The 19,515-nt window shown below is 69.6% G+C and carries 19 protein-coding genes and 1 tRNA gene; 4 read left to right on the top strand and 16 right to left on the bottom strand.

The genetic code is table 11. The features are described from left to right. The first annotated feature begins 83 nt into the window (after positions 1 to 83). Positions 84 to 713 (top strand): maleylpyruvate isomerase family mycothiol-dependent enzyme, encoded by a 630-nt coding sequence (locus HUT10_RS24570; protein ID WP_254897012.1) that lies wholly within the window; start codon positions 84 to 86, stop codon positions 711 to 713. 199 nt (positions 714 to 912) lie between these two features. Here the strand turns inward: HUT10_RS24570 and HUT10_RS24565 are convergent, their stop codons facing one another. The 11 genes from HUT10_RS24565 to HUT10_RS24515 form a co-directional block, all read right to left on the bottom strand. Beyond that, positions 913 to 2,394: a right-handed parallel beta-helix repeat-containing protein gene (locus HUT10_RS24565; RefSeq protein WP_176173359.1), complete on the bottom strand. Its 1,482-nt coding sequence runs from the start codon at positions 2,392 to 2,394 to the stop codon at positions 913 to 915. Between the two features lie 93 nt (positions 2,395 to 2,487). After that, positions 2,488 to 3,804, bottom strand: coding sequence for a glutamate-1-semialdehyde 2,1-aminomutase (locus tag HUT10_RS24560; RefSeq protein WP_176173358.1), 1,317 nt, complete (start codon positions 3,802 to 3,804; stop codon positions 2,488 to 2,490). Positions 3,805 to 3,812: 8 nt separating this feature from the next. After that, a complete protein-coding gene (locus HUT10_RS24555; RefSeq protein WP_176173357.1) occupies positions 3,813 to 4,361 on the bottom strand; it encodes a dTDP-4-dehydrorhamnose 3,5-epimerase family protein in 549 nt (182 codons plus the stop codon). Next, positions 4,358 to 5,542, bottom strand: a complete 1,185-nt coding sequence (locus HUT10_RS24550) for a polysaccharide pyruvyl transferase family protein (RefSeq protein ID WP_176173356.1) — start codon at positions 5,540 to 5,542, stop codon at positions 4,358 to 4,360. The genes HUT10_RS24555 and HUT10_RS24550 overlap by 4 nt, the downstream gene beginning before the upstream one ends. Beyond that, positions 5,539 to 6,483 carry a glycosyltransferase family 2 protein gene (locus HUT10_RS24545; protein ID WP_176173355.1) on the bottom strand — a complete coding sequence of 315 codons (945 nt, stop codon included), beginning with the start codon at positions 6,481 to 6,483 and terminating at the stop codon, positions 5,539 to 5,541. The genes HUT10_RS24550 and HUT10_RS24545 overlap by 4 nt, the downstream gene beginning before the upstream one ends. A gap of 7 nt (positions 6,484 to 6,490) precedes the next feature. Continuing rightward, positions 6,491 to 7,816, bottom strand: coding sequence for a hypothetical protein (locus HUT10_RS24540; RefSeq protein WP_176173354.1), 1,326 nt, complete (start codon positions 7,814 to 7,816; stop codon positions 6,491 to 6,493). Positions 7,817 to 7,821: 5 nt separating this feature from the next. After that, positions 7,822 to 9,102 carry a DUF4910 domain-containing protein gene (locus HUT10_RS24535; RefSeq protein WP_176173353.1) on the bottom strand — a complete coding sequence of 427 codons (1,281 nt, stop codon included), beginning with the start codon at positions 9,100 to 9,102 and terminating at the stop codon, positions 7,822 to 7,824. Next, complete coding sequence (locus HUT10_RS24530) at positions 9,102 to 10,121, bottom strand: NAD(P)-dependent oxidoreductase (protein WP_176173352.1); 1,020 nt, start codon at positions 10,119 to 10,121, stop codon at positions 9,102 to 9,104. Before HUT10_RS24530 ends, HUT10_RS24535 begins: the two co-directional genes overlap by 1 nt. A 5-nt stretch (positions 10,122 to 10,126) precedes the next feature. Beyond that, positions 10,127 to 10,774 (bottom strand): PIG-L deacetylase family protein, encoded by a 648-nt coding sequence (locus tag HUT10_RS24525; RefSeq protein WP_176173351.1) that lies wholly within the window; start codon positions 10,772 to 10,774, stop codon positions 10,127 to 10,129. Then, positions 10,771 to 11,562 (bottom strand): sugar phosphate nucleotidyltransferase, encoded by a 792-nt coding sequence (locus tag HUT10_RS24520; RefSeq protein WP_176173350.1) that lies wholly within the window; start codon positions 11,560 to 11,562, stop codon positions 10,771 to 10,773. Before HUT10_RS24520 ends, HUT10_RS24525 begins: the two co-directional genes overlap by 4 nt. Position 11,563: 1 nt before the next feature. Next, positions 11,564 to 12,796, bottom strand: a complete 1,233-nt coding sequence (locus tag HUT10_RS24515; RefSeq protein ID WP_176173349.1) for a class I SAM-dependent methyltransferase — start codon at positions 12,794 to 12,796, stop codon at positions 11,564 to 11,566. Positions 12,797 to 12,994: 198 nt separating this feature from the next. On the opposite strand from HUT10_RS24515, the gene HUT10_RS24510 reads away from it, so the two are divergent. Continuing rightward, positions 12,995 to 13,363, top strand: coding sequence for a YrdB family protein (locus tag HUT10_RS24510; protein WP_176173348.1), 369 nt, complete (start codon positions 12,995 to 12,997; stop codon positions 13,361 to 13,363). Between the two features lie 36 nt (positions 13,364 to 13,399). Here the strand turns inward: HUT10_RS24510 and HUT10_RS24505 are convergent, their stop codons facing one another. Beyond that, positions 13,400 to 14,275: an LLM class F420-dependent oxidoreductase gene (locus HUT10_RS24505; protein WP_176173347.1), complete on the bottom strand. Its 876-nt coding sequence runs from the start codon at positions 14,273 to 14,275 to the stop codon at positions 13,400 to 13,402. A gap of 39 nt (positions 14,276 to 14,314) precedes the next feature. Continuing rightward, positions 14,315 to 15,283, bottom strand: a complete 969-nt coding sequence (locus HUT10_RS24500; protein WP_176173346.1) for a YncE family protein — start codon at positions 15,281 to 15,283, stop codon at positions 14,315 to 14,317. Positions 15,284 to 15,417: 134 nt separating this feature from the next. Between HUT10_RS24500 and htpX the strand changes: the two genes are divergently transcribed. After that, complete coding sequence (gene htpX, locus HUT10_RS24495) at positions 15,418 to 16,269, top strand: zinc metalloprotease HtpX (protein WP_176173345.1); 852 nt, start codon at positions 15,418 to 15,420, stop codon at positions 16,267 to 16,269. Here the strand turns inward: htpX and rfbA are convergent. The 3 genes from rfbA to HUT10_RS24480 form a co-directional block, all read right to left on the bottom strand. Beyond that, on the bottom strand, positions 16,266 to 17,147 hold the full coding sequence (gene rfbA, locus HUT10_RS24490; protein ID WP_176173344.1) for a glucose-1-phosphate thymidylyltransferase RfbA: 882 nt from the start codon (positions 17,145 to 17,147) through the stop codon (positions 16,266 to 16,268). The genes htpX and rfbA overlap by 4 nt on opposite strands. A gap of 51 nt (positions 17,148 to 17,198) precedes the next feature. Then, complete coding sequence (locus HUT10_RS24485) at positions 17,199 to 18,335, bottom strand: sialidase family protein (RefSeq protein ID WP_254897011.1); 1,137 nt, start codon at positions 18,333 to 18,335, stop codon at positions 17,199 to 17,201. Positions 18,336 to 18,457: 122 nt separating this feature from the next. Beyond that, positions 18,458 to 18,949: a YajQ family cyclic di-GMP-binding protein gene (locus tag HUT10_RS24480; RefSeq protein WP_176173343.1), complete on the bottom strand. Its 492-nt coding sequence runs from the start codon at positions 18,947 to 18,949 to the stop codon at positions 18,458 to 18,460. A 129-nt stretch (positions 18,950 to 19,078) separates the two neighbouring features. On the opposite strand from HUT10_RS24480, the gene HUT10_RS24475 reads away from it, so the two are divergent. Continuing rightward, positions 19,079 to 19,160 (top strand) — tRNA-Tyr (locus tag HUT10_RS24475). Positions 19,161 to 19,515: the final 355 nt, after the last annotated feature.

Raw genomic sequence — 19,515 nt, 5'->3', positions numbered from 1 at the left:
GCACCGGGCCGGAAGCTCCCGGAAGATCGTTCCCGGGTGGTGTCGGTTTCAGCGGATGTCGTTCGTCGGTGGGTGACCTACCGGTGAAGGAGATCCCCATGATCCAACGTCTGATCGCTGCCGAGCGGCGGGAGCTGGCCGCGCTGCTCGATGAGCTGCCGCCGCCGGCTTGGAGCGCGCCGACCCTGTGCGCCGGTTGGGGTGTGGCCGAAGTGGTGGCCCACATGACCATGCCCTTCCGGTTCTCCACCGGGCGGTTCGTGCGGGAACTCGCGCGCTCCGGCGGCCGCTTCAACGCGATGGCCGACCGTGTCGCCCGGCGCGATGCCGCCGAACTCTCCCGCGACGCGTTGATCGCCTCGCTGCGCGACAACGCCGACCACCCGTGGCGGCCGCCGGGTGGCGGTGCCGAGGGCGCTCTGAGCCACGACATCATCCACGGCCTCGACATCACGACCGCTCTCCAGCTCGACCGGCGGGTGCCGCTGGAGCGCCTCGAAGCCATTTTCGCCGCGATGAAGCCGAAGCAAGTCAAGTACTTCGGTGCCGACCTCGCCGGCATCGCCCTGCGGGCCGACGACCTCGACTGGGCGTACGGGACCGGTACGCCGCTCGCCGGGGCGGCCCAGGATCTTCTCCTTGTTCTCTGCAATCGGCGGTTGCCCGCCGGGCGTCTTCGGGGTGAGCCGAGCAGCCGGTTCACCGTGGTCTGAACAATTCGTCCACTGTGGACGAGCGATGCGGTCATGTCTCCGACGGTACCGAACATGCGTGCGAACGCCATCGCTGGAAAGGGTGAACGTGCCTGCCGAAATTCTCCGTTCGCGACTTTTCCCTTTGGTCGCAACGGAAATTCGCGAAGAAATCCGAAGGGGCAGTGGAAATTGTCGGACCGGGTCGGCATGCTCGTGATCAGCAGCCGGCGGGCCCACCGCCGAACGAAGAGCACTCGTCCTGCGAGTAGGGCTTCGCCCGCCAGCCCGCAGCGTCCACCGTCCTGGAGGTGTCATGCGCCACGAACGTCCACGGCCCCGAGTACACGTTGTCGTGCCACCGGTTGGCCTGGCGGAAGGTGATGGCCTCTTCGACGACCGTTCCCTTGTAGGGCGACCAGTCCGGGAACGTCCCGAAGTTCGACAGCAGGGCCATCCGGCCGCACAGGCTCTGGCAGCCCACCCGGCCGGGGTCGAACCGGAAGGTGTTGCCGTGGATCTCGACCCGCTGCGTCTTCCAGCGGCAGTCGTCGTACGCCGGGGCCTTCTCGATCGTGCCCGCGGTGCACGAAGACTTTGCCGCCGTCTTGGTGCAGTAGCCCGTCGAGGTGTTGGCCGGGCTATTGCAGAAGCGGTCGGCGTTCTCCCACAACGTGATCCCGGCCCAGTTGTCCTCGAACGTGTTGCCGCTGATGTCGACGGCCGACGTGCGAGCCTGCACACGCGGGTCGCCGCCCGACTCCGACAGGTACACCGTCGCCGCCGGGAAGTTGTCGCCGCGGGCCGCGAACGCGCGGCCCTGGACCAGGGTGTTGCCGCGGAAGGTGTTGTTGCGCAGCACCAGGTTGTAGCTGGTCTCGTAGAACAGCGCCTCGGCGTCGTTGGCCTCGAACAGGTTGTCCTCGACGAGGAAGTCGTTGTTGTTCGTGTCGGCCCACAGTCCGGCGCCGTGGTTGCCGTGGACCCAGTTGCCGCGGATGTCGGCCCCGTTCACGGCCCAGAACTTGGCGCCGCCGCTGCACCCGCAGCCCGGCACCTTGGCCTCCCAGTCACCGGTGTTGTTGCCGGTGATCTCGTTGCCCTCCAGCACGAGCCCGGTGATGCCGTCGCCCGCCTGGTAGGCGTTGAGCCCGTACTGGCCGTTGTTGCGCAGGCAGCTGTGCCGCACGACCTGGCCGGCGCCGGCCATCAGCGCCGCGCCCGCGTTGTCCTCGATGGTGGTGTTCTCGATCAGCCAGCCGTCGCCGGAGTCGTGGTTGACCACGCCCTGGTCCTGCAACGCGGCGAAGCCGCGGATGGTGAGGCCGCGGAGTTGCACGTCGCGGGCCCGCTGGGTGAAGGCGGCCCGGTTGACGCCGCGGCCGTCGAGCACCGAGCCCGGGGCGCCGAGGTAGACGTCGCCGTCCTTGGGGACGACCTGGCCGTACTCGTCCTTTCCGAGGGTGTGGGTGCCCGGCCGGAGCCAGAACGTCGTGCCCGCCGGGTGCGCCGCCGTCTTGGCCGCAAGGTCGCCGTCGACGGCCGGGTCGACGGCGACCGCTCCCGAGGGTGGTTGCGCGTTCTCGGCGGGTTGGTGGCCGCACACCGGAGCGGGCCCGTCGGCGGCGCCCGCGACCGCCGGGCACGCCACGGCGATCAGGAGCGAGCAAGCAGCGACGAGAACCGCACGAGATCTGCCCATGGCAGGAAGTTACGCACGATCGGGCCGGAAAACAGTCACCCTCAAGTGTCCTCATCGGACCCAACGGGTGAATCCGGCCCGATCGCGGGTGGATCAGGCGTACTTGCGGAACACGGGCTGCACCGGGCGCCCGCCCATCCACGGCGCCGGGTCGTTGGCGTCGAGCGCCTTCCGGTACACCGTGCACGCCTGGGCGACGACGTCGATCGTCCGGTCGATGTCGGCCTCGGTGAGCGCGGCACTGACCACGAAGGACGGTCCGAGCACCCCGCCGCCGATCAGCTCGCGGAGGAACAGCGTCCGGTAGGGCTGGGAGGGCTTGCCCTGCTCGTCGAGCGTGCCGAAGACCAGGTTGCTGGCCCGCCCGCGGACGACCACGTGGTCCTCGACGCCGATGTCGGCGGCCACCTGGCGGACGCCGGTGGCGAGCCGGTCGCCGAGGGCGTGCATGCGGCCGATGACGTCTTCGTCGCGGTAGACGTCCATGACCGCCATCGCCGCGGCCAGCGAGTGGGTCTCCGCGCCGTGCGTGGTCGAGAGCAGGAACACCCGCTCGTGGTCGGTGCGCAGGCCGCCGATCTCCATCAGCTCCCGCTTGCCGGCCAGCGCCGAGACGGCGAAGCCGTTGCCGAGCGCCTTGCCGAACGTCGAGAGGTCGGGCGTGACGCCGTAGAGGCCCTGTGCACCCTGGGCGGACCAGCGGAAGCCGGTGATCATCTCGTCGAAGATCAGGACGACGCCGTGGCGGGTGGTGAGCTCGCGCAGGCCCTGCAGGTACCCCTGAGGTGGCTCGACCGCCGCGGCCGCCTCCAGGATCATGCACGCGATCTCGCCGTCGTGGCGCTGCAGCAGCTCCTCCGCGGCCTGCAGGTCGCCGTACGGGAAGGACACCGTCGCTTCCGTCGTCTCGTCCGGGATGCCCGCGTTCATCGGCGTGGTGCCGATGAACCAGTCGTCGGTGGAGAAGAAGGCGTGGTCGGCGCACTTGGCGACGAGCTTGCGGCCGGTGGCCGCGCGGGCCAGCCGGACCGCCGCGGTTGTCGCGTCCGAGCCGTTCTTGGTGAACTTCACCATGTCGGCCGTCGGGACGTTCTCCAGGAACCGCTCGGCGGCCTCGGCCTCGATGATCGACGGCCGGATGAAGTTGCTGCCCTTGTCCAGTTCGCCGCGCACCGCCTCGATCACCCGCGGGTGGGCGTGGCCGAGGCTGACCGCTCTCAGGCCGGCGCCGTACTCGATGTACTCGTTCCCGTCGACGTCCCAGACGTGGCCGCCGCGGCCGTGCGAGATGACCGGGGCCATCCCTTCGGGATACTGGTCCGAGCCCTTGGCATAAGTGTGCGCACCGCCGGGGATGACCCGGTGCAGCCGCTCGTCAGCCTTGGTGGAGCGGGGCAGGTTCGTTCCCATGTCGTGGCTCACCTCGTTGGTTTCAACGCCTCTCCGAGAGATGGCGCCCGTTCGTCCCGGTCGCTCACCATTGTGACCGACAGTGGCCACGAAATGTCCAATTCAGGGTCTTTGTACGAAATCGTAATGTCTTCTTCAGGATCGTGCGCCCGATCGATACGGTACGAAACATCGGAAGGATCGGTGAGTGACTGGAATCCGTGCGCGCACCCCGCCGGGATGTACACGGAAACCTGGGTATCACCGGAGAGTTCAAAGGTTTTCACATTCCGGAATGTCGGCGAATCCGGTCGGAGATCCACCACGACGTCGAAGATCGCGCCGTGCGAACACCGCACCAGCTTCGCCTCGCCGGCTCCGCCGCGCAGGTGCATGCCGCGGACGACACCCTTGCGGGAACGGGAAAGACTGTCCTGGACGAAGCCGTCCGGGTCGATTCCCACCGAAGCGACGACGTCGCGGTCGAAGGTCCGGCTGAAGAAACCACGCCCGTCCGCGTGCGGGGTGGGTTCGAACAGGTACGCACCGTCGATCTCGGGCACCGGAATGGCCTTCATCGCCCACCCCCGAAGAGGGCCGCCGAAAGGGCGGCGAACTGGTCCTTGAGGCGCTGGGCGTTCAGCTCGTTCCGTTCCTGGAGCGTCTGGTGCAGTTCGGCCGAGCGGTTCTCGAGTTCGGTGAACTGCTCGACGAGCCGGTCGAAGGCGACGGTCTTCGCCCGCTGGGTGAAGCCCTCGAGGCCCATCTCCGCCATGAGGACGTCGTTCTTCGGTGCGTAGCCGACCGCGACGGTCGGTTTCGCGACCTTCAGGGCGCAGAGCACGTTGTGGTAGCGCGTGGCCACCACGCTGTCCACCGCGGCCATCTCGTGCATCAGCTCGTCCAGTGTCTCCGCCGTGGCCGCCGTCACCAGCGGGGAAGCGGTCTTCTCGATGATCTCGTCGACGACCTGCCGGTCGATCTGGTCACCGATGAACAGCCGGACGGGTCTGCCCTGGTCAACGAGCCACGCGACGAAACGGTTCATCGTGTCCACGTAGTGGCGGTAGATGCGGTCCGCGTCGGCGCGGTCGTCGTTGCCGCCGTAGTAGGCCATCACGCCGACACCGACGGTGCCCGGGCGTCCGCCGTCCGCCGGGGTGGGGAGGGAGAACGCCAGGTCGGGGTAGACCTGGTCGGCACTCGTGTCGACGCCCATGGCGCGCATGGCGTCGCGGGAGATGTCGTCGCGGTAGGAGCGGTAGGCGGCGAGCCGGCCGGACCAGCGGACCAGCGTCCTGGTCGCCCGGGCGCTGATGTGGTTCGCGCCCACGCAGACGAGGGCCACCTTGGTGCCGAACAGGCGCCCGGTGGCCGAAAGGAGGAAGAGCGAATACGGAAAACCCCACGGACGCAGCGGAAGTGTGGCTTCGAGGACGCCCATGCCGGGCACGATGACGACGTCCTGCTTGCGGACCCAGGCGGCCGTGCGGCCGATGTCGACCAGCTTGCCGAGTCCCTTGAGGACGATCGACCGGAGGCCGGACGCCGTCTCGTACTCGGCCTGGTTCCAGTGCAGCGGGGTCGTGTCGACGCCATACCGCGCGCGGACGATGTCCGGGCCGCCGACCAGGCCGGTCAGGACCGCGTCCGGGTACTCGGCGCGCAGGTAGCCGAGCACGGCTTCGAGGGAACCGTCGTTGCCGAGGTTCCCCGAACCGAGCAGGCCGAACACGCCGACGCGCGGGGCACGCTTCACGCGAGCCTGCCTTCCCGGCCGGCCACGATCTCGTTGACCGTGGCGACGTCCGAGGCGGTCGGCGCGCGGTCCTCGACGCGCTCGCCGTGGCCGGAGCGGGCGCGGTTGGTCAGCCAGGCACCGAGGTGGCCGAAGCACTCGCGCTTGTCCGCGGCCGAGATCGGCGCGCGGCGGATCAGGTCCGCGAACCCGTAGACGTACTCGCCGAGCAGGCGGACGGTGGGATTCCGGAGCCGGTTCGCTCGCCGCGGGTCCAGATTCGCGCACCGGCTCCGGATGGTCGGGTTGGCCCGCTCTGCGCGGCCCGGGTGGTCGCGGCGGAAGTAGAGCAGCTCGGGCACCTGGTGGAACGGGCCGTGCAGGGCCATCTCGGCCGAGTACGTGCGGTCGGCGTGGTGGTAGCTGTCGAGCGGCTTGACGCGGCGGAGGACGTCGGCGCGGATGACGCCGTAGAAGTCGTCGCCGCCCGGCTCGAACAGGATGCTGCGGAAGCGGTCCGGCGCGTGGCGGGACGCGGTGTTCAGCGTGTACTGCAGCGGCTGGACGATGCGGCCGTCGCCGTCGATGATCGCCTGGTCGCAGTGGGCCAGGATGATGTCCGGCTGCTCGTCGAGGGCCTCGATGCACCGCTTGAGCAGGTCGCGGGCGTACAGGTCGTCGTGGGACACCCACTTGAACAGCTCGGTGCGGGAGACGTCGAACACGAAGTTGTGGTTCGGCGTCGCCCCGATGTTCTTCGGCTGGCGGACGTAGCGGATCCGCGAGTCCTTTTCGGCGTAGCGGCGGCAGATCTCGTCGGTGCCGTCCGTGGAGGCGTTGTCCGAGATGATCAGCTCGAAGTCTTCGTAGGTCTGGCCGAGCAGGGCGTCCAGCGACTCGGCGAGGTACTCCTCGCCGTTGTACACCGGGAGGCCGAGGCTCAGCCGCGGGACGGTGGTCATGGAGTCCTCATTCCTTGATCGGCTCTTTGATCGGCTCGAACACCACGGTGGGCTCGTCGGCCCCCGGCGGCACGTACTCGCGCAGCCCGGCCCGCAGCTGGAACCACCAGACGACGGAGCCGCTGAGGGTGGCCGTGGCGACGCCCCACGCGGACCCGGCCGCGTCGCCGAGGAACGCGCCGGCGATGCCGAAGGTGACGTAGAACAGGGACGCGACCAGCTGCGAGCGCAGGCTCCGCTTGGCCGCGCCGAGGGCACGCAGGCCGGCCGCTGCGCCCGTGGCGAAGCTCGCGCCGACCACGGCGAGGGTGACCGGCAGGATCAGCGGTGACGCCGAGTCCCAGACCGAGCCCATCACCCAGCGGCCGGCCCGGTCGGGCACGAGCAGGAGCAGGCCGAGGCCCCAGCACAGGGCCGCGCCCGCCTGGCCGCCGCCGAGGATCATGCAGAAGTGCTTCAGCCGGTGCGGTGCGCGCTGGAGCACCCGGGCGCCCTCGGCGACCGTGACCAGTGACAGCCCCATCAGCAGGGCCAGGAACGGGCCGAGGAGCTGCTCGGCCCCGCGGACCGCGCCGACCGCGGTGATGCCGGCGATGGCGCCGAGGCCGTACGCGCGCAGCTGCGACGCGCCGCTGTTGCTGACGTTCTCGACCAGGTACCGGACGCTGAGGTCGCGCTGCGTCCGGAGCCAGCCGAGCATTTCGCGCGGGTGCGGGAGGATCCGCGTCTGGAACCCGCCGTACAGCGCCGCGACCGCGCCGGACAGGCCCCAGGCCAGCACGAACGCGACCACCGTGTGGATCTGCGCGGCGACGTAGAGCGCCGGGAGCAGGGCGATGCCCCACACGCAGTCGTTGACGAACGCCTTCTTGCCCGCGCCGCGCGCGAAGAAGGCGAAGCGCCAGGCGTCCTGCAGGAGCAGGCCCGGCAGGACGACCGCGAGGGCGACGAACGCGTTGCCGAGCGGGCCGCCCGCGGCCAGGCCGGCCACCAGGCTGACCAGCCCCGTCACGCAGCCGACGCCGATCGCGGTGCCGGACGCGCTCGCCACGCCCAGCCGCCAGCGGTCTTCCGGCACGGCGCTGAACCGCACCATCAGCGGGTCGGTGGCGAGGCCGCGGGAGATGTTGAGCACCACGCCGTAGGTGACCCAGGCGAGGCTGAAGATGCCGAACGCGAACGTGCCGAGCGAGCGGGCCACGTACAGCCCGACGGCGAAGTTGGTCAGGCTGGACACCGCCTGGTCGCCGAGGCCCCAGCTCAGCCGTCCGGCCATCGCGCGAACCGCGCCCGACCGGAGGATCGAGCGCGGTGCACGGCGATGGTTGGCCACGTCGCTCACTCCTTGACCAAACCGGCGTCGTGGAGGGCGCGGGCGGCGACGTCGACGATGTCGAAGGGCAGCCCCGCCCGTTCGGCGATGTCGAGCAGGCTGTGCTCGCCGTCGGAGAGGTTGAGCACCCACAGCATCGCCATCTGGGCCTGCTTGGCGTCGCTGCGGCCGCCGAGGGAGTCGTACAGCCCGCGTTTGCCGAGCTGCGGCTCGCCGTACGGGCTGAGGTTGACGTACCGGCGGTTGCGGTCCAGGACGCCGAACGCGTCCTTCAACGCCCCGAGCGTGTCCTCCATGGCGGCGGGGGAGACGAAGCCCGGGTTGTCGGCCGAGGTGTGGTACTCCGGGTAGCCCGCGTACGGCGTGCGCGTCAGCGAGCCGACGCCGAGGTTGAAGCCCGGCGAGCAGAACTGGCGCTCGTCGTAGCCGTACGGCGAGAAGTCGACGACGCGGTGCTCCCGCGACCGCAGGACGTGCTGCATGACGCGGTCGATCTCGGCGTCGTCGCGGCGGGACTTCTTGTACGTCAACGATCCCGGGTCGCCCGCGCACGCCAGCACCAGCCCGTGCTTGACCTTCTCGATGCGGGAAGAGTTGCGGGCCAGCCAGGTGATCGAGCCGATCGTGCCCGGCATGAACAGGAACCGGTACGTGTAGTGCGGCTGAGCCGAAGCCAGCTGCTGGGCCAGCGAAATGGCCACCGCGATGCCCGCGAGGTTGTCGTTCGCCAGCGACGGGTGGCACACGTGGCAGGACACGATGACCTCGTCGGTGACGCGGCCCGGGACGACGTGCTCGGCGTAGGTCAGCGAGCCGTCGGCCAGTGTCGAGTCGATGACGACGTCGTACTCGCCGTCGGGCAGCGCGTCGAGCTTCTCCTGCGCGAGGCAGAACCCCCAGGCCGGGGCGTAGTAGCTGGTCCGGTAGGGCACCCACGACGGCTGGTCCGGCAGCGTGTGCAGGTGCTCCCGCAGCTCGCTCAGCGGCATCCGCCGCCGCACCGGGACGCTGTACCCGACGACGTGCAGGTTCAGCTCCTGGAAGTCGATCACGCGTTCCCCGGAAGGAGCAGCGACGTACGCGTCCCGGATGTTCCACTCCTGCGGGATCGTCCAGTCCAGCACCGCCGTGCCGGTCGAGACCTCGTGCCGCTCCAGGGCGATGTGCTCGCCGATGATGTCCAGGGTCTGCCGCACGCCGTCGCCGGTGATGCTGCGGCAGATCGGGTACAGCCGCTCGACCAGGGCGTGCAGTTCCGCCCCGGTCCGCAGCTGCGGGGCCGCCACTACTTCCGCCGCAGGGTGGTGTCGACGCGGCCGGCTTCGCCCTCGCTCTTCAGCCAGGCCAGCCGGGTGAACAGCTGCTCGAACGACTCGCGGGTGAGCCCGAACTTGCGGTAGGCCTCGATGAGCTCGACGGCGCCGTCCTTGACCGACCAGTCGCAGGTGAAGCCGGGGATCGCCGCGCGGAAGCGCGAGAAGTCGACCCGGTAGGAGCGCGGGTCCGAGCCGGCCTCGCCGGTGATGTTCAGCGTCGAGCCCGGCACGGCCTCGACGACCTCCTGGGCGATCTCGGCGACCGTGACGTTGTTCTCCTCGGTGCCGATGTTGAACGCCTTGTTGTGCACGGCCTCCTTGGGCGCGGTCAGGGCCGCGGTGAACGCGCGCGCGATGTCCTGGGCGTGCACCAGCGGCCGCCACGGCGTGCCGTCGGAGAGCACCAGCACCTCGCCGGACAGATGGGCGTGCGCGGTCAGGTTGTTCAGCACGATGTCGCCGCGCAGCCGCGGCGAGTAGCCGAACGCCGTCGCGTTGCGCATGTACACCGGCGTGAAGTCGTCGTCGGCGAGCTCGTGGACGTCGGCCTCGACGCGCACCTTCGACTCCGCGTACGGCGTCACCGGGCGCAGCGGCGCGTCCTCGTCGACGAGGTTGTCGCCGCCCGCGCCGTACACCGAGCAGGTCGACGCGTAGAGGTACCGCTGCACGCCGGCTTCCTTCGCCAGCTTCGCGAGCTTCACCGACGCGTGGTGGTTGATGTCGTAGGTCAGCTCCGGCGCGAGCGAGCCGAGCGGGTCGTTCGACAGCGCGGCCAGGTGGATCACCGCGTCGAAACCGGTGACGTGCTCCAAAGACACGTCCCGCAGGTCGACGACGTGCCCGGCCGGGTCGGCGGGGGCGGGCCCGAGCAGGCAGTCCTCGAACAGCCCGGAGTCCAGGCCGAAGACTTCGTGGCCGGCGGCGGCGAGCACCGGGGCCATCACCGTCCCCAGGTAGCCCTTGTGCCCCGTCAGCAACACCCGCATCGGATTCAGCCCTTCAGATCGAGAGTGAGTTTCTTGACGAAAAACGCTTCGGCGTACTTCGCGGCCGCTTCGATGCCGCGGATCCGGGCCAGCCCGAGGAACGCCTCGCGGTCGTACCACGGCCGGTGCCGCTGCGACGCGTAGTGCTCCTGCAGCAGCCGGACCTTCTCCTCGGCGAGCTCGTCGGACAGCGGCTGGTACACCGACGGGCTGCCGAGGTCGCCGTCCCACTTGACGATCTCGTAGCCGAGCGCCAGGTGGTCGCGGAACGCCGTCGGCACCAGCTTCGCCAGCCCGCGGTGGTCCTGGTGCGCGTCGTCGGTGCGCGGGGCCAGGATGAGGTCCGGGTCGGTCCGCCGCCGCAGCTCTTCCAGGGCGTTCTTGGCCTCTTCCCAGTGGGCCGGGAAGCGCCCGTCCGGCAGCTTGAGCACCGTGACGTCGACGACCGCGCCCGGGCAGAACGCCGCCAGCGCCGCCCGCTCCTCGTCCTCGCGGGGCGTGCCGCCGCCGGAGAGGACCAGGGCGTCGACCCGCAGGCCGGGCCGGGATGCGCAGAGGGTCAGCAGCGTGCCACCGGCGCCGATCGCGATGTCGTCGCAGTGGGCGCCGAGGGCGACGACGCTGCCGAGCCGTCCCGGCCGGAGCCCGATCACGCGGTGCTCACGGCCGCGCGCTCCCACAGCGCCCACGGCCGGTCGCCGTGGCTGTAGGCGTAGTCCAGCGCCGCCCGCTCCTTGACCGTGTCGGTCGGCTTCCAGAACCCGCGGTACGGGTAGGCGAGCAGCCGGCCCTGCTTGGCCAGCTCGGCGCAGCCGTCGGCGACCAGGTCGCCGTTCTCGGGGATGTGGTCGAACACTTCCTGCCGCAGCACGAAGTAGCCGCCGTTTTCCCACAGCGGCATTTCGCTCACCGCGGTGATCGAGCCGACCATGCCGCCTTCGTCCATTTCGACGCAGTGGAACGACGACTGCGGCGGCACGACCATCATCGACGCGCCCGCGTCCGACTTCTCGAACCGTTCGATCATCTCGGGCAGCGGGACGTCGGACAGGACGTCGGCGTAGTTCGCGAGGAACATGTCGTCGCCGTCGAGGTGCTCGCGGACGCGGCGGAGGCGCTCGCCGATCGGCGACTCGATCCCGGTCTGCACGAAGGTGATCGTCCAGTCCGCGATGTCGGTCGAGAGCAGCTCGGCCTTGCCGCCCCGGAGCACGAAGTCGTTCGAAATCGTTTCTTCGTACGACAGGAAGAAGTTCTTGATGTGCGCCGCGCCGTAGCCGAGGCACAGGATGAATTCGGTGTGGCCGAAATGGGCGTAGTAGCGCATCACGTGCCAGATGAGCGGTCTCGGACCGACCATCGCCATCGGCTTCGGGACGTCGTCGGCCGCGCCGTTGCGCATCCGCATCCCGTAGCCACCGCAGAAGAGAACGACCTTCACGTCACTGCACCTCGACGATTTCCAAGTGGGGGATCGGGAACACGAGCTTTCCGCCCCAGGACCCGATGTGGGAGAGCTGTTCGGTCAGTTCCTCCCGGAGGTTCCACGGGAGGACGAGCACGTAGTCGGGCCGGTCGGCTTCGATCCGTTCCGGGGGCAGCACCGGGATGCGGGTGCCCGGGGTGAACCGGCCGTGCTTGTACGGGTTGCGGTCGACCGTGTACTGCAGCAGGTCCGTGCGGATGCCGCAGTGGTTCAGCAGGGTGTTGCCCTTGCCCGGGGCGCCGTAGCCGACGACGGTCTTCCCGTCGTTGCGCGCCTCGATCAGGAACTTCAGCAGGTCCAGCCGCACGCGGGTGACGCGCTCGGCGAACTCGGTGTACCCGGACAGCTCGTGCAGCCCGGCGGCCTTTTCGCGCTCCAGCACGTCGGTCATCCGCTCGCTGGGCTCGCCCGCGACGGCGTCGGGCCGCGCCCACAGCCGGATCGAGCCGCCGTGCGTCGGCACGAGTTCGACGTCGACCACGGTCAGGCCGCCGGTCGCGAGGGCGCGGCGGGCGGATTCGACCGTGTAGTACTGGAAGTGCTCGTGGTAGATCGTGTCGTACTGGTTCTTTTCGATCAGCGTGAGCAGGTGCTGGACCTCGATGGAGACCCAGCCGTCGTCCGCGACCAGTGCGCGCAGGCCCTTGGTGAAGCCGAGGACGTCGGGGATGTGCGCGTAGACGTTGTTGGCGGCGACCAGGTCGGCCGGGCCGTGCTCCTCGCGCACCTGCTTGCCGGTTTCCTCGGAGAGGAAGGCCGTCAGGGTGGGCACGCCGGCGTCACGCGCCGCCTGCCCGACGTTCACCGAAGGTTCCACGCCCAGACACCGGATCCCGTGCCCGACGACGTGCTTGAGCAGGTACCCGTCGTTGCTCGCCACCTCGACGACGAACGACTTCTCGCCGAGCCCGAGCCGCTCCACCGCGCCGTCGACGAACCGCTTCGCGTGCTCGACCCACGACGTCGAGAAGGACGAGAAGTACGCGTACTCGGTGAAGGTTTCGCCGGGATCGATCAACGGCGGGATCTGGGCGAGCCAGCAGTCGGTGCACACCTTCAGGTGGAGCGGGAAGGTGGCTTCCGGTTCGTCGAGCTGCTCCGCCGCCAAAAATCGCTCACACGGGGGAGTCGCGCCGAGGTCCACGACACTGGCTGTGTTTGTCGAACCGCAGAGTCGACATGTGGTCATCTACCAGGCTCCTTGGCTCGCGGTCGCGATGTGCACCCAACACGTCGACCGGCGCCGGGAGGTCGTTACAGCGATGCGGGAGCGGCTGGTGGACCGATTCGGAACCGCAACCTGAATGGCCCAACTGTGGCGGGAATCACCAACAGTGCCCAACCGGACCCGTAACGTCCACAGTGGACGTGCTCTTAGGCTGGTCCGATGACTTCGGAGCCGACTCCCCGCCTGCGCGGGTTCGCGGGCGTGGTGCTGACGATCCGCTTCCTGACCGAGCTGGCGCTGCTGGGCGGTCTCGCACTGGCGGGCACCCAGCTCGGCAGCGGGGTGGCGCTGGCCGTCGTCGACGCGGTCCTGCTGCCGGTGGCGGCCGCCGCGCTTTGGGGCCTGTTCATCGCGCCACGGGCCCGCCGCCGGCTCCCGGAACCGGCCCGCTTCCTGCTCGAATTCGCCCTCTTCGCGGTCACCGGCGTGGTGCTCGCGCTGGTGGGCTGGCTGGTCGTGGGCCTCGTGGTGGCCATTGCCGGGATCGGCGTCGCGGCGCTGACCAGGGTGGTCGCCAAGGACGGCTGAGCCCTCCCCGCCACCCGGGCGGAGAGGGCGGCAGGCTCAGGCGAGCTTCTCGGCGGCCGGGATGACGTCGGTGGCGAACTTCTCCAGCGCCGCCGTCCGGTGGACGTGCGGGACCATGCCCAGCGCCACCTGGATGCCGAGGCCGTTCAGCCGCTCCAGCTCGGCCAGCAGCTCGCCGGACTTCTCACCGTTCTCGCCGACGTCGAGGATGTGGTAGACGGTCTTGACGATCGAGTCGTAGTCGCGGCCCTCGTTCTCGCAGTGCTGCCGCAGCACGTCGAGCTTGCGCTCCAGCTCCGGCCCGTTGAACAGGTTGCAGGCGTCGGCGTACTTCGCGACCAGCCGCAGGGTCTTCTTCTCGCCGCCGCCCCCGATCATGATCAGCGGCCGCGGCTTCTGCAGCGCCTGGGGCACGTTCAGCAGCCGTTCGGCGTCGAAGTGCTTGCTCTTGAACGGCGCGTCGCCCTCGGCCCACATCTGCAGCACGTACTGGAGGTTCTCCTCCAGCAGCTCGAACCGCTCGGCCACGGACGGGAACGGGAAGCCGAGCCCGCGGGACTCCTCCTCGTTCCAGCCCGCGCCGATGCCCAGGACCGCGCGGCCGCCGGAGAGCACGTCGAGCGTCGTGATGGCCTTGGCCAGCAGGCCGGGGTGCCGGTAGAGCACGCCGGTGACGACGGTGAGCAGCTTGGCGCGCTCGGTGTGCGCCGCGATGAAGCCGAGGGTCGTGTACGCCTCGAGCATGTCGTTTTCGGCCGGGCCGACGCTGCCGATCTGGAAGAAGTGGTCCATCACGGCGATCGAGTCGAAGCCGGCCTGGTCACCCGCGCGGACGACGGCGGCCAGGTCGGCGCCCAGCGCGGCCGCGCCGTTCGGCCAGGTGAAGTCGGGGATCTGCAGTCCGAGTTTCATGTCCGCCGACCGTATACCTGGAGTCGGACCGGCTGCCCGTCAGAAATCGCGGACCAGGGAGACGCGGCCGTGGAGGGGGTCGGTGACCCAGACCGTGCGCGTCCGCTGGTCGACGGCGACGTCGCCGGGGTTCACGCCCAGCGACAGCTCGCCGCTCAGCGTGCCCGCCGTGCCGTCGACGCGGGCGAGGCCGTTCTGGCCGCCGTTGGTGTACACCGTGTTCGTGCCCTGGTGCACGGCGAGCGCGGAGGATTCACTGCGCAGCAACACGGTCTTGCGCTCCGTGCGGGTCGCTGCATCCACAATGGACATGTGGTGGATGCCGGAGTTCGCCACGTAGACCGTGCCGCTCGCGTGGTGCACCGCGACGCCGGTCGGGTTGCGCCCGACCTTCACCGAGGCGACGAACTTGCCGCTGTCGATCGAGAACACCTCGACCGAATCGGTGGCCGCGCTCGCGCAGTAGGCCAGCTTGCGGCCGGGGTCGACGCCGATCCCGGCGAACCCGGGCTGCGGCCCCGGCACGAGCGCCGCCAGCGTGCAGCTGACGCCGTCGAGCACGGCGAGCGTGCCGGTGGTGCCACTGGCCGCGTAGACGCGGTTGGCGGTCTCGTCGACCGCCAGGGCCGAGGCCCCGGCCCCGGCGCCGATCACGCTCACCAGGTCGAGGGTGCGGCCGTCGAGCACCACGACGGTGCCCCCTGGCGGGTTCGCGACGTAGATCCGGCCGGTCTTCGGGTCGCTCGCGACGTCGCCGGGCTCGCCGCCGACGCGGACCACGTCGACGACCGACAGGCTGCGCGGGTCGACCACCGAAAGCGTCCCGGCCTGGGCGTCGGTGACGTAGCCGAGCCCGGTGACGGGGTTCACCGCGATCCCGGCCGGCGCCCCGCCGAGCTCGACCGTCCGGACGTCCTCCGCGCGGGCCGCCGCCGGCTGGACGAGGGCGCTGGCGCCCGCCGTGACCAGGGCGAACAGCGTCCGACGGCTCAGCTGGCGACCACGCATCGGCGCCTCCGCTCCTGATCATCCCGCCGACCGAGCGTAACCCGCGCCATCTCCACGTGAAGGAACTTCGCGTCCCCCGATCGCGTTGTTTCCACTGGGTATCCCACTTCCAGAGCGGACGGAGGCGAGCGCGCGTGCACGGGCACCAGAACGGACTCAAGACGGCGATGCTGCTCGGCCTGCTGTCGGCGATCATCATCGCGATCAGCGGGCTCTTCGGCCGGGGTGCACTGGTCATCGGGCTGGTCGTGGCCCTCGGGATGAACGCGTACGCCTACTTCAATTCGGACAAACTGGCGCTGCGCGCGATGCGCGCGCGGCCGGTGTCCGAGGTCGAGCAGCCCGCGATGTACCGGATCGTGCGCGAGCTCGCCCAGGTCGCCCGGCAGCCGATGCCGCAGCTCTACATCAGCCCGACGGTCGCGCCGAACGCGTTCGCGACCGGTCGCAGCCCGCGGCACGCCGCGGTGTGCTGCACCACCGGCATCCTCGACCTGCTCGACGAGCGGGAGCTGCGGGCCGTGCTCGGCCACGAGCTGTCGCACGTCTACAACCGCGACATCCTGATCTCGTGCGTGGCCGGGGCGCTGGCCAGCGTGATCAGCGTGCTGGCGAACATCGCGCTGTTCTTCGGCGGCAACAACCGCGACGGCAGCCCGCTGGTCAGCCTGCTGCTGATCTTCGTCGGCCCGATCGCGGCGGCCGTCATCCGGATGGGCGTGAGCCGGTCGCGGGAGTACCAGGCCGACGCGTCCGGCGCCGAGCTGACCGGCGACCCGCTGGGCCTGGCCTCGGCGCTGCGGAAGCTGGACGCCGGCACGCGGGCGCGGCCGCTGGTCGCCGAGCCGCAGCTGGTTTCGCAGTCGCACCTGATGATCGCGAACCCGTTCCGGCCCGGCGAGGGGCTGAGCAAGCTGTTCTCGACGCACCCGCCGATCGCCGACCGCATCCGGCGGCTCGAGGAGATGGCGCGCCGCCCGTTCTAGGCCGACGCCCCCGCGGCGACGGCGACCGCCTTGACGTAGTCGCCGTAGCCGGACTTCGCCAGCTTCTCGCCCAGCGCGTAGCACTCGTCGGCGTCGATGAAGCCCATCCGCAGGGCGATCTCCTCGAGGCAGGCGATGCGGACACCCGTCCGGTGCTCCAGCACCTGCACGAACTGGCCGGCTTCGAGCAGCGAGTCGTGCGTGCCGGTGTCGAGCCAGGCGAACCCGCGGCTGAGCTCGACCAGCGTCGCGCGGTCCTGGCGCAGGTACGTCAGGTTGACGTCGGTGATCTCGAGCTCACCGCGCGCCGACGGCTTCAGCGACGCGGCGATGTCGACCACCCCGTTGTCGTAGAAGTACAGGCCGGTGATCGCCTTGTTGGAGCGCGGCTTCAGCGGCTTCTCCTCGATGGTGATGAGCTTCCCCGTGTCGTCGACCTCGCCGACGCCGTAGCGCTCCGGGTCCTTCACCGGGTAGCCGAACAGGACACAGCCGTCGAGCTCGCGCACGGCCTGCTGCAGGCGGCTGGAGAAGCCCTGGCCGTAGAAGATGTTGTCGCCGAGGACGAGCGCCACGTCGTCGTCGCCGATGAAGTCCGCGCCGATCACGAAGGCCTCGGCCAGCCCGTTCGGGCTCGGCTGCTCGGCGTAGGAGAACGAGACGCCGAACTGGTCGCCGTTGCCCAGCAGCCTGCGGAACATCGGCAGGTCGGTGGGGGTGGAGATGACGAGGATCTCCCGGATCCCGGCCAGCATCAGCACCGAGACCGGGTAGTAGACCATCGGCTTGTCGTAGACCGGCAGCAGCTGCTTGGACACCGCCTGGGTGATCGGGTGCAGGCGTGTCCCGCTGCCTCCGGCCAGCACGATCCCCTTCATGGACTGCCTCCCTCTTCCGCGGCCGCGACCCGACCACCCTACGGGCCGTCGCTAGAGCGCGGATCCTTTACCGAAGTAGGCCTTGCAGCCGTCGTTGTCCTCGGTGGCGATCTCGAGCACGTTCCGGCCGTCGTCGACCGGCAGCAGCGTCGAGGAGTAGTTGGGGCAGAAGTTGTTCCGGATGCCGGTGATGTGCACGGGAGCAGGCAGTTCGTACCAGTGGCCGCTGCCGAAGTCGTCGTTCGCGAGCAGGACCTGGCCGTTCTGCGGCTGCGGGACGCCCTTCGCGTCGGTGTAGATCTGGCCGACCATCAGGATCCGCACCCCATTCGGGCCGCCCGGGAAGAGGGTGATGGTTTGCGCATGCTGGAAGTAATTGCCGGTGGCGGTGTCCACACGGGTGCCCGGATCGGCCGGATCGCCCCAGTTGGCGCCGTCGGCGGAGATCTTGAAGTACGGGTCGCAGTAGCGGTCGCGGAAGTTGCAGATCTCGTAGGCGAAGTAGTAGCGGCCGTCGGGCAGCCGCCGGATGACCGGCATGCCCGGCCGGACGCGGTCGGGCGGGATGGCCATGGTGAGCTGCTTGGTGCCCCAGTTCACCCCGTCGGTCGAGGCGACCCGGTTGAGCACCTGCGCGTACTTCGGTGCCTGCGTCTCGTCGGCGAAGTGGAGCCAGAGCGTGCCGCCGGCGTCGACGGTGAACTCGGGCTCCCAGATGCCGTCGATGTTGTGCGACCGGGCGGCCTCGGACAGGAAGCTCCACGAGCGGCCACCGTCCCTGCTGGCCCAGACGCGGATCCCGATCCGGCGCTCCGGCCCGGCGTCCTGCCGGTAGGACGCGGCCCACAGCAGCGTGCCCGCGCGGAGCCTGCCGACGCGTTCCGGCAGCTCGTAGACGGTGCCGCAGCACATGCCGGCCCGGCCGTCGGGGTCCCGGATGGTGCCGATCCGGTGGAACGACTCGCCCTCGTCGGTGCTCTCCAGCACGGGGGTGAACTTGCCGCCGGCGTCCTCGCTGGTCAGGGTGGCGATGATGCGGCCGTCCGCCAGCCGGATCAGCCGCGGGTAGGCGCCGAAGCCGGGGATGAGCTGCGTGCGCTCGGCTGCGTGCGCGGGGGTGAGCAGCGAGGCGATGGCGGCGAGCGTCACCAGGAAGACCAGCGAACGGCGCAACTCGACCCCCTCCACGCGGTGACCGCGCGATTACAACACGAGGGGGCGATGGTCACCGGCCGCGTTCACGCGTTCGGGTAACGCCGGTGGACCCACGGGTACCTGGAACCAGGTACCCGCAGGTCAACGCGGGTAAGTCACCGGTAGTTGGTGAACTGCAGCGCGATCTCGAAGTCCTTGCCCTTCAGCAGGGCGATGACCTCCTGCAGCTGGTCCTTCTTCTTGCCCGACACCCGCAGCTGGTCGCCCTGGATCTGGGCCTGGACGCCCTTGGGGCCTTCGTCGCGGATGAACTTGGCGATCTGCTTCGCCTTGTCCGAGGCGATGCCCTGCAGGATCTTGCCGGAGATCTTGTAGATCTTGCCCGACAGCGCCGGCTCGCCCGCCTCGAAGGCCTTCAGGGAGATGCTGCGCTTGATCAGCTTCTCCTTGAACACCTCGACCGCGGCCAGTGCGCGCTCCTCGGTCTCGGACTCGATCGTGAGCGCCTCCTCGCCGGCCCAGTTGATCGTCGTGCCGGTGCCGCGGAAGTCGAACCGGGTGCCCAGCTCCTTGCTCGCCTGGTTGAGCGCGTTGTCCACCTCCTGGCGGTCGACCTTGCTCACGACGTCGAAAGAGGGATCCGCCACGTGTCCTCACACCTCGTACTCGCTTGTCAGGGGCCACCCAGCCTAGCCCCTGTCGCCCGACGGGTATCCCGGTTGACCCCGGTCGGAACCCGTTGGGTAAGCTTTCCCCCGGCCGGTGAGACCGGCCTTGGCGGGTTACCCGAGTGGCCAAAGGGGACTGGCTGTAAACCAGTTGGCATTGCCTACGGGGGTTCGAATCCCTCACCCGCCACGTTCGTTCGAAAGAGAGCCTTGTCTGCGGAAAGCGCAGACAAGGCTCTCTTTCGTTGTGTCTTTGGGGGTCGAACCGCCAAACCCCCGCCAGGGGCTCCGCCCCTGGACCCCCGAGTGTGGCCACCTGGGCTATCAGCCGCCGGTTTTCGCGGTGATTGAGAATTGATTATCTTATGCTGAGTGATGGTATCGTGCCTGGTGGTCGGCTATGTGCGAGATGGGCGATTTCAGGCTTGTTATCCCGGTGAATCCGCAGGTCGGGGGACTCTGATCGCCGATTCGGGCGAAGGCCAGTTCCGCCTTTGGACCGGTTTTCCGAAATACCGGTAACGCATTTCTTGAGCGACTCGACG

This window comes from Amycolatopsis sp. Hca4 (assembly GCF_013364075.1).
GTDB lineage: Bacteria > Actinomycetota > Actinomycetes > Mycobacteriales > Pseudonocardiaceae > Amycolatopsis.
The sequence above is the reverse complement of the archived record's forward strand: the minus strand, read 5'-3'. Positions and strand labels throughout refer to the sequence as shown.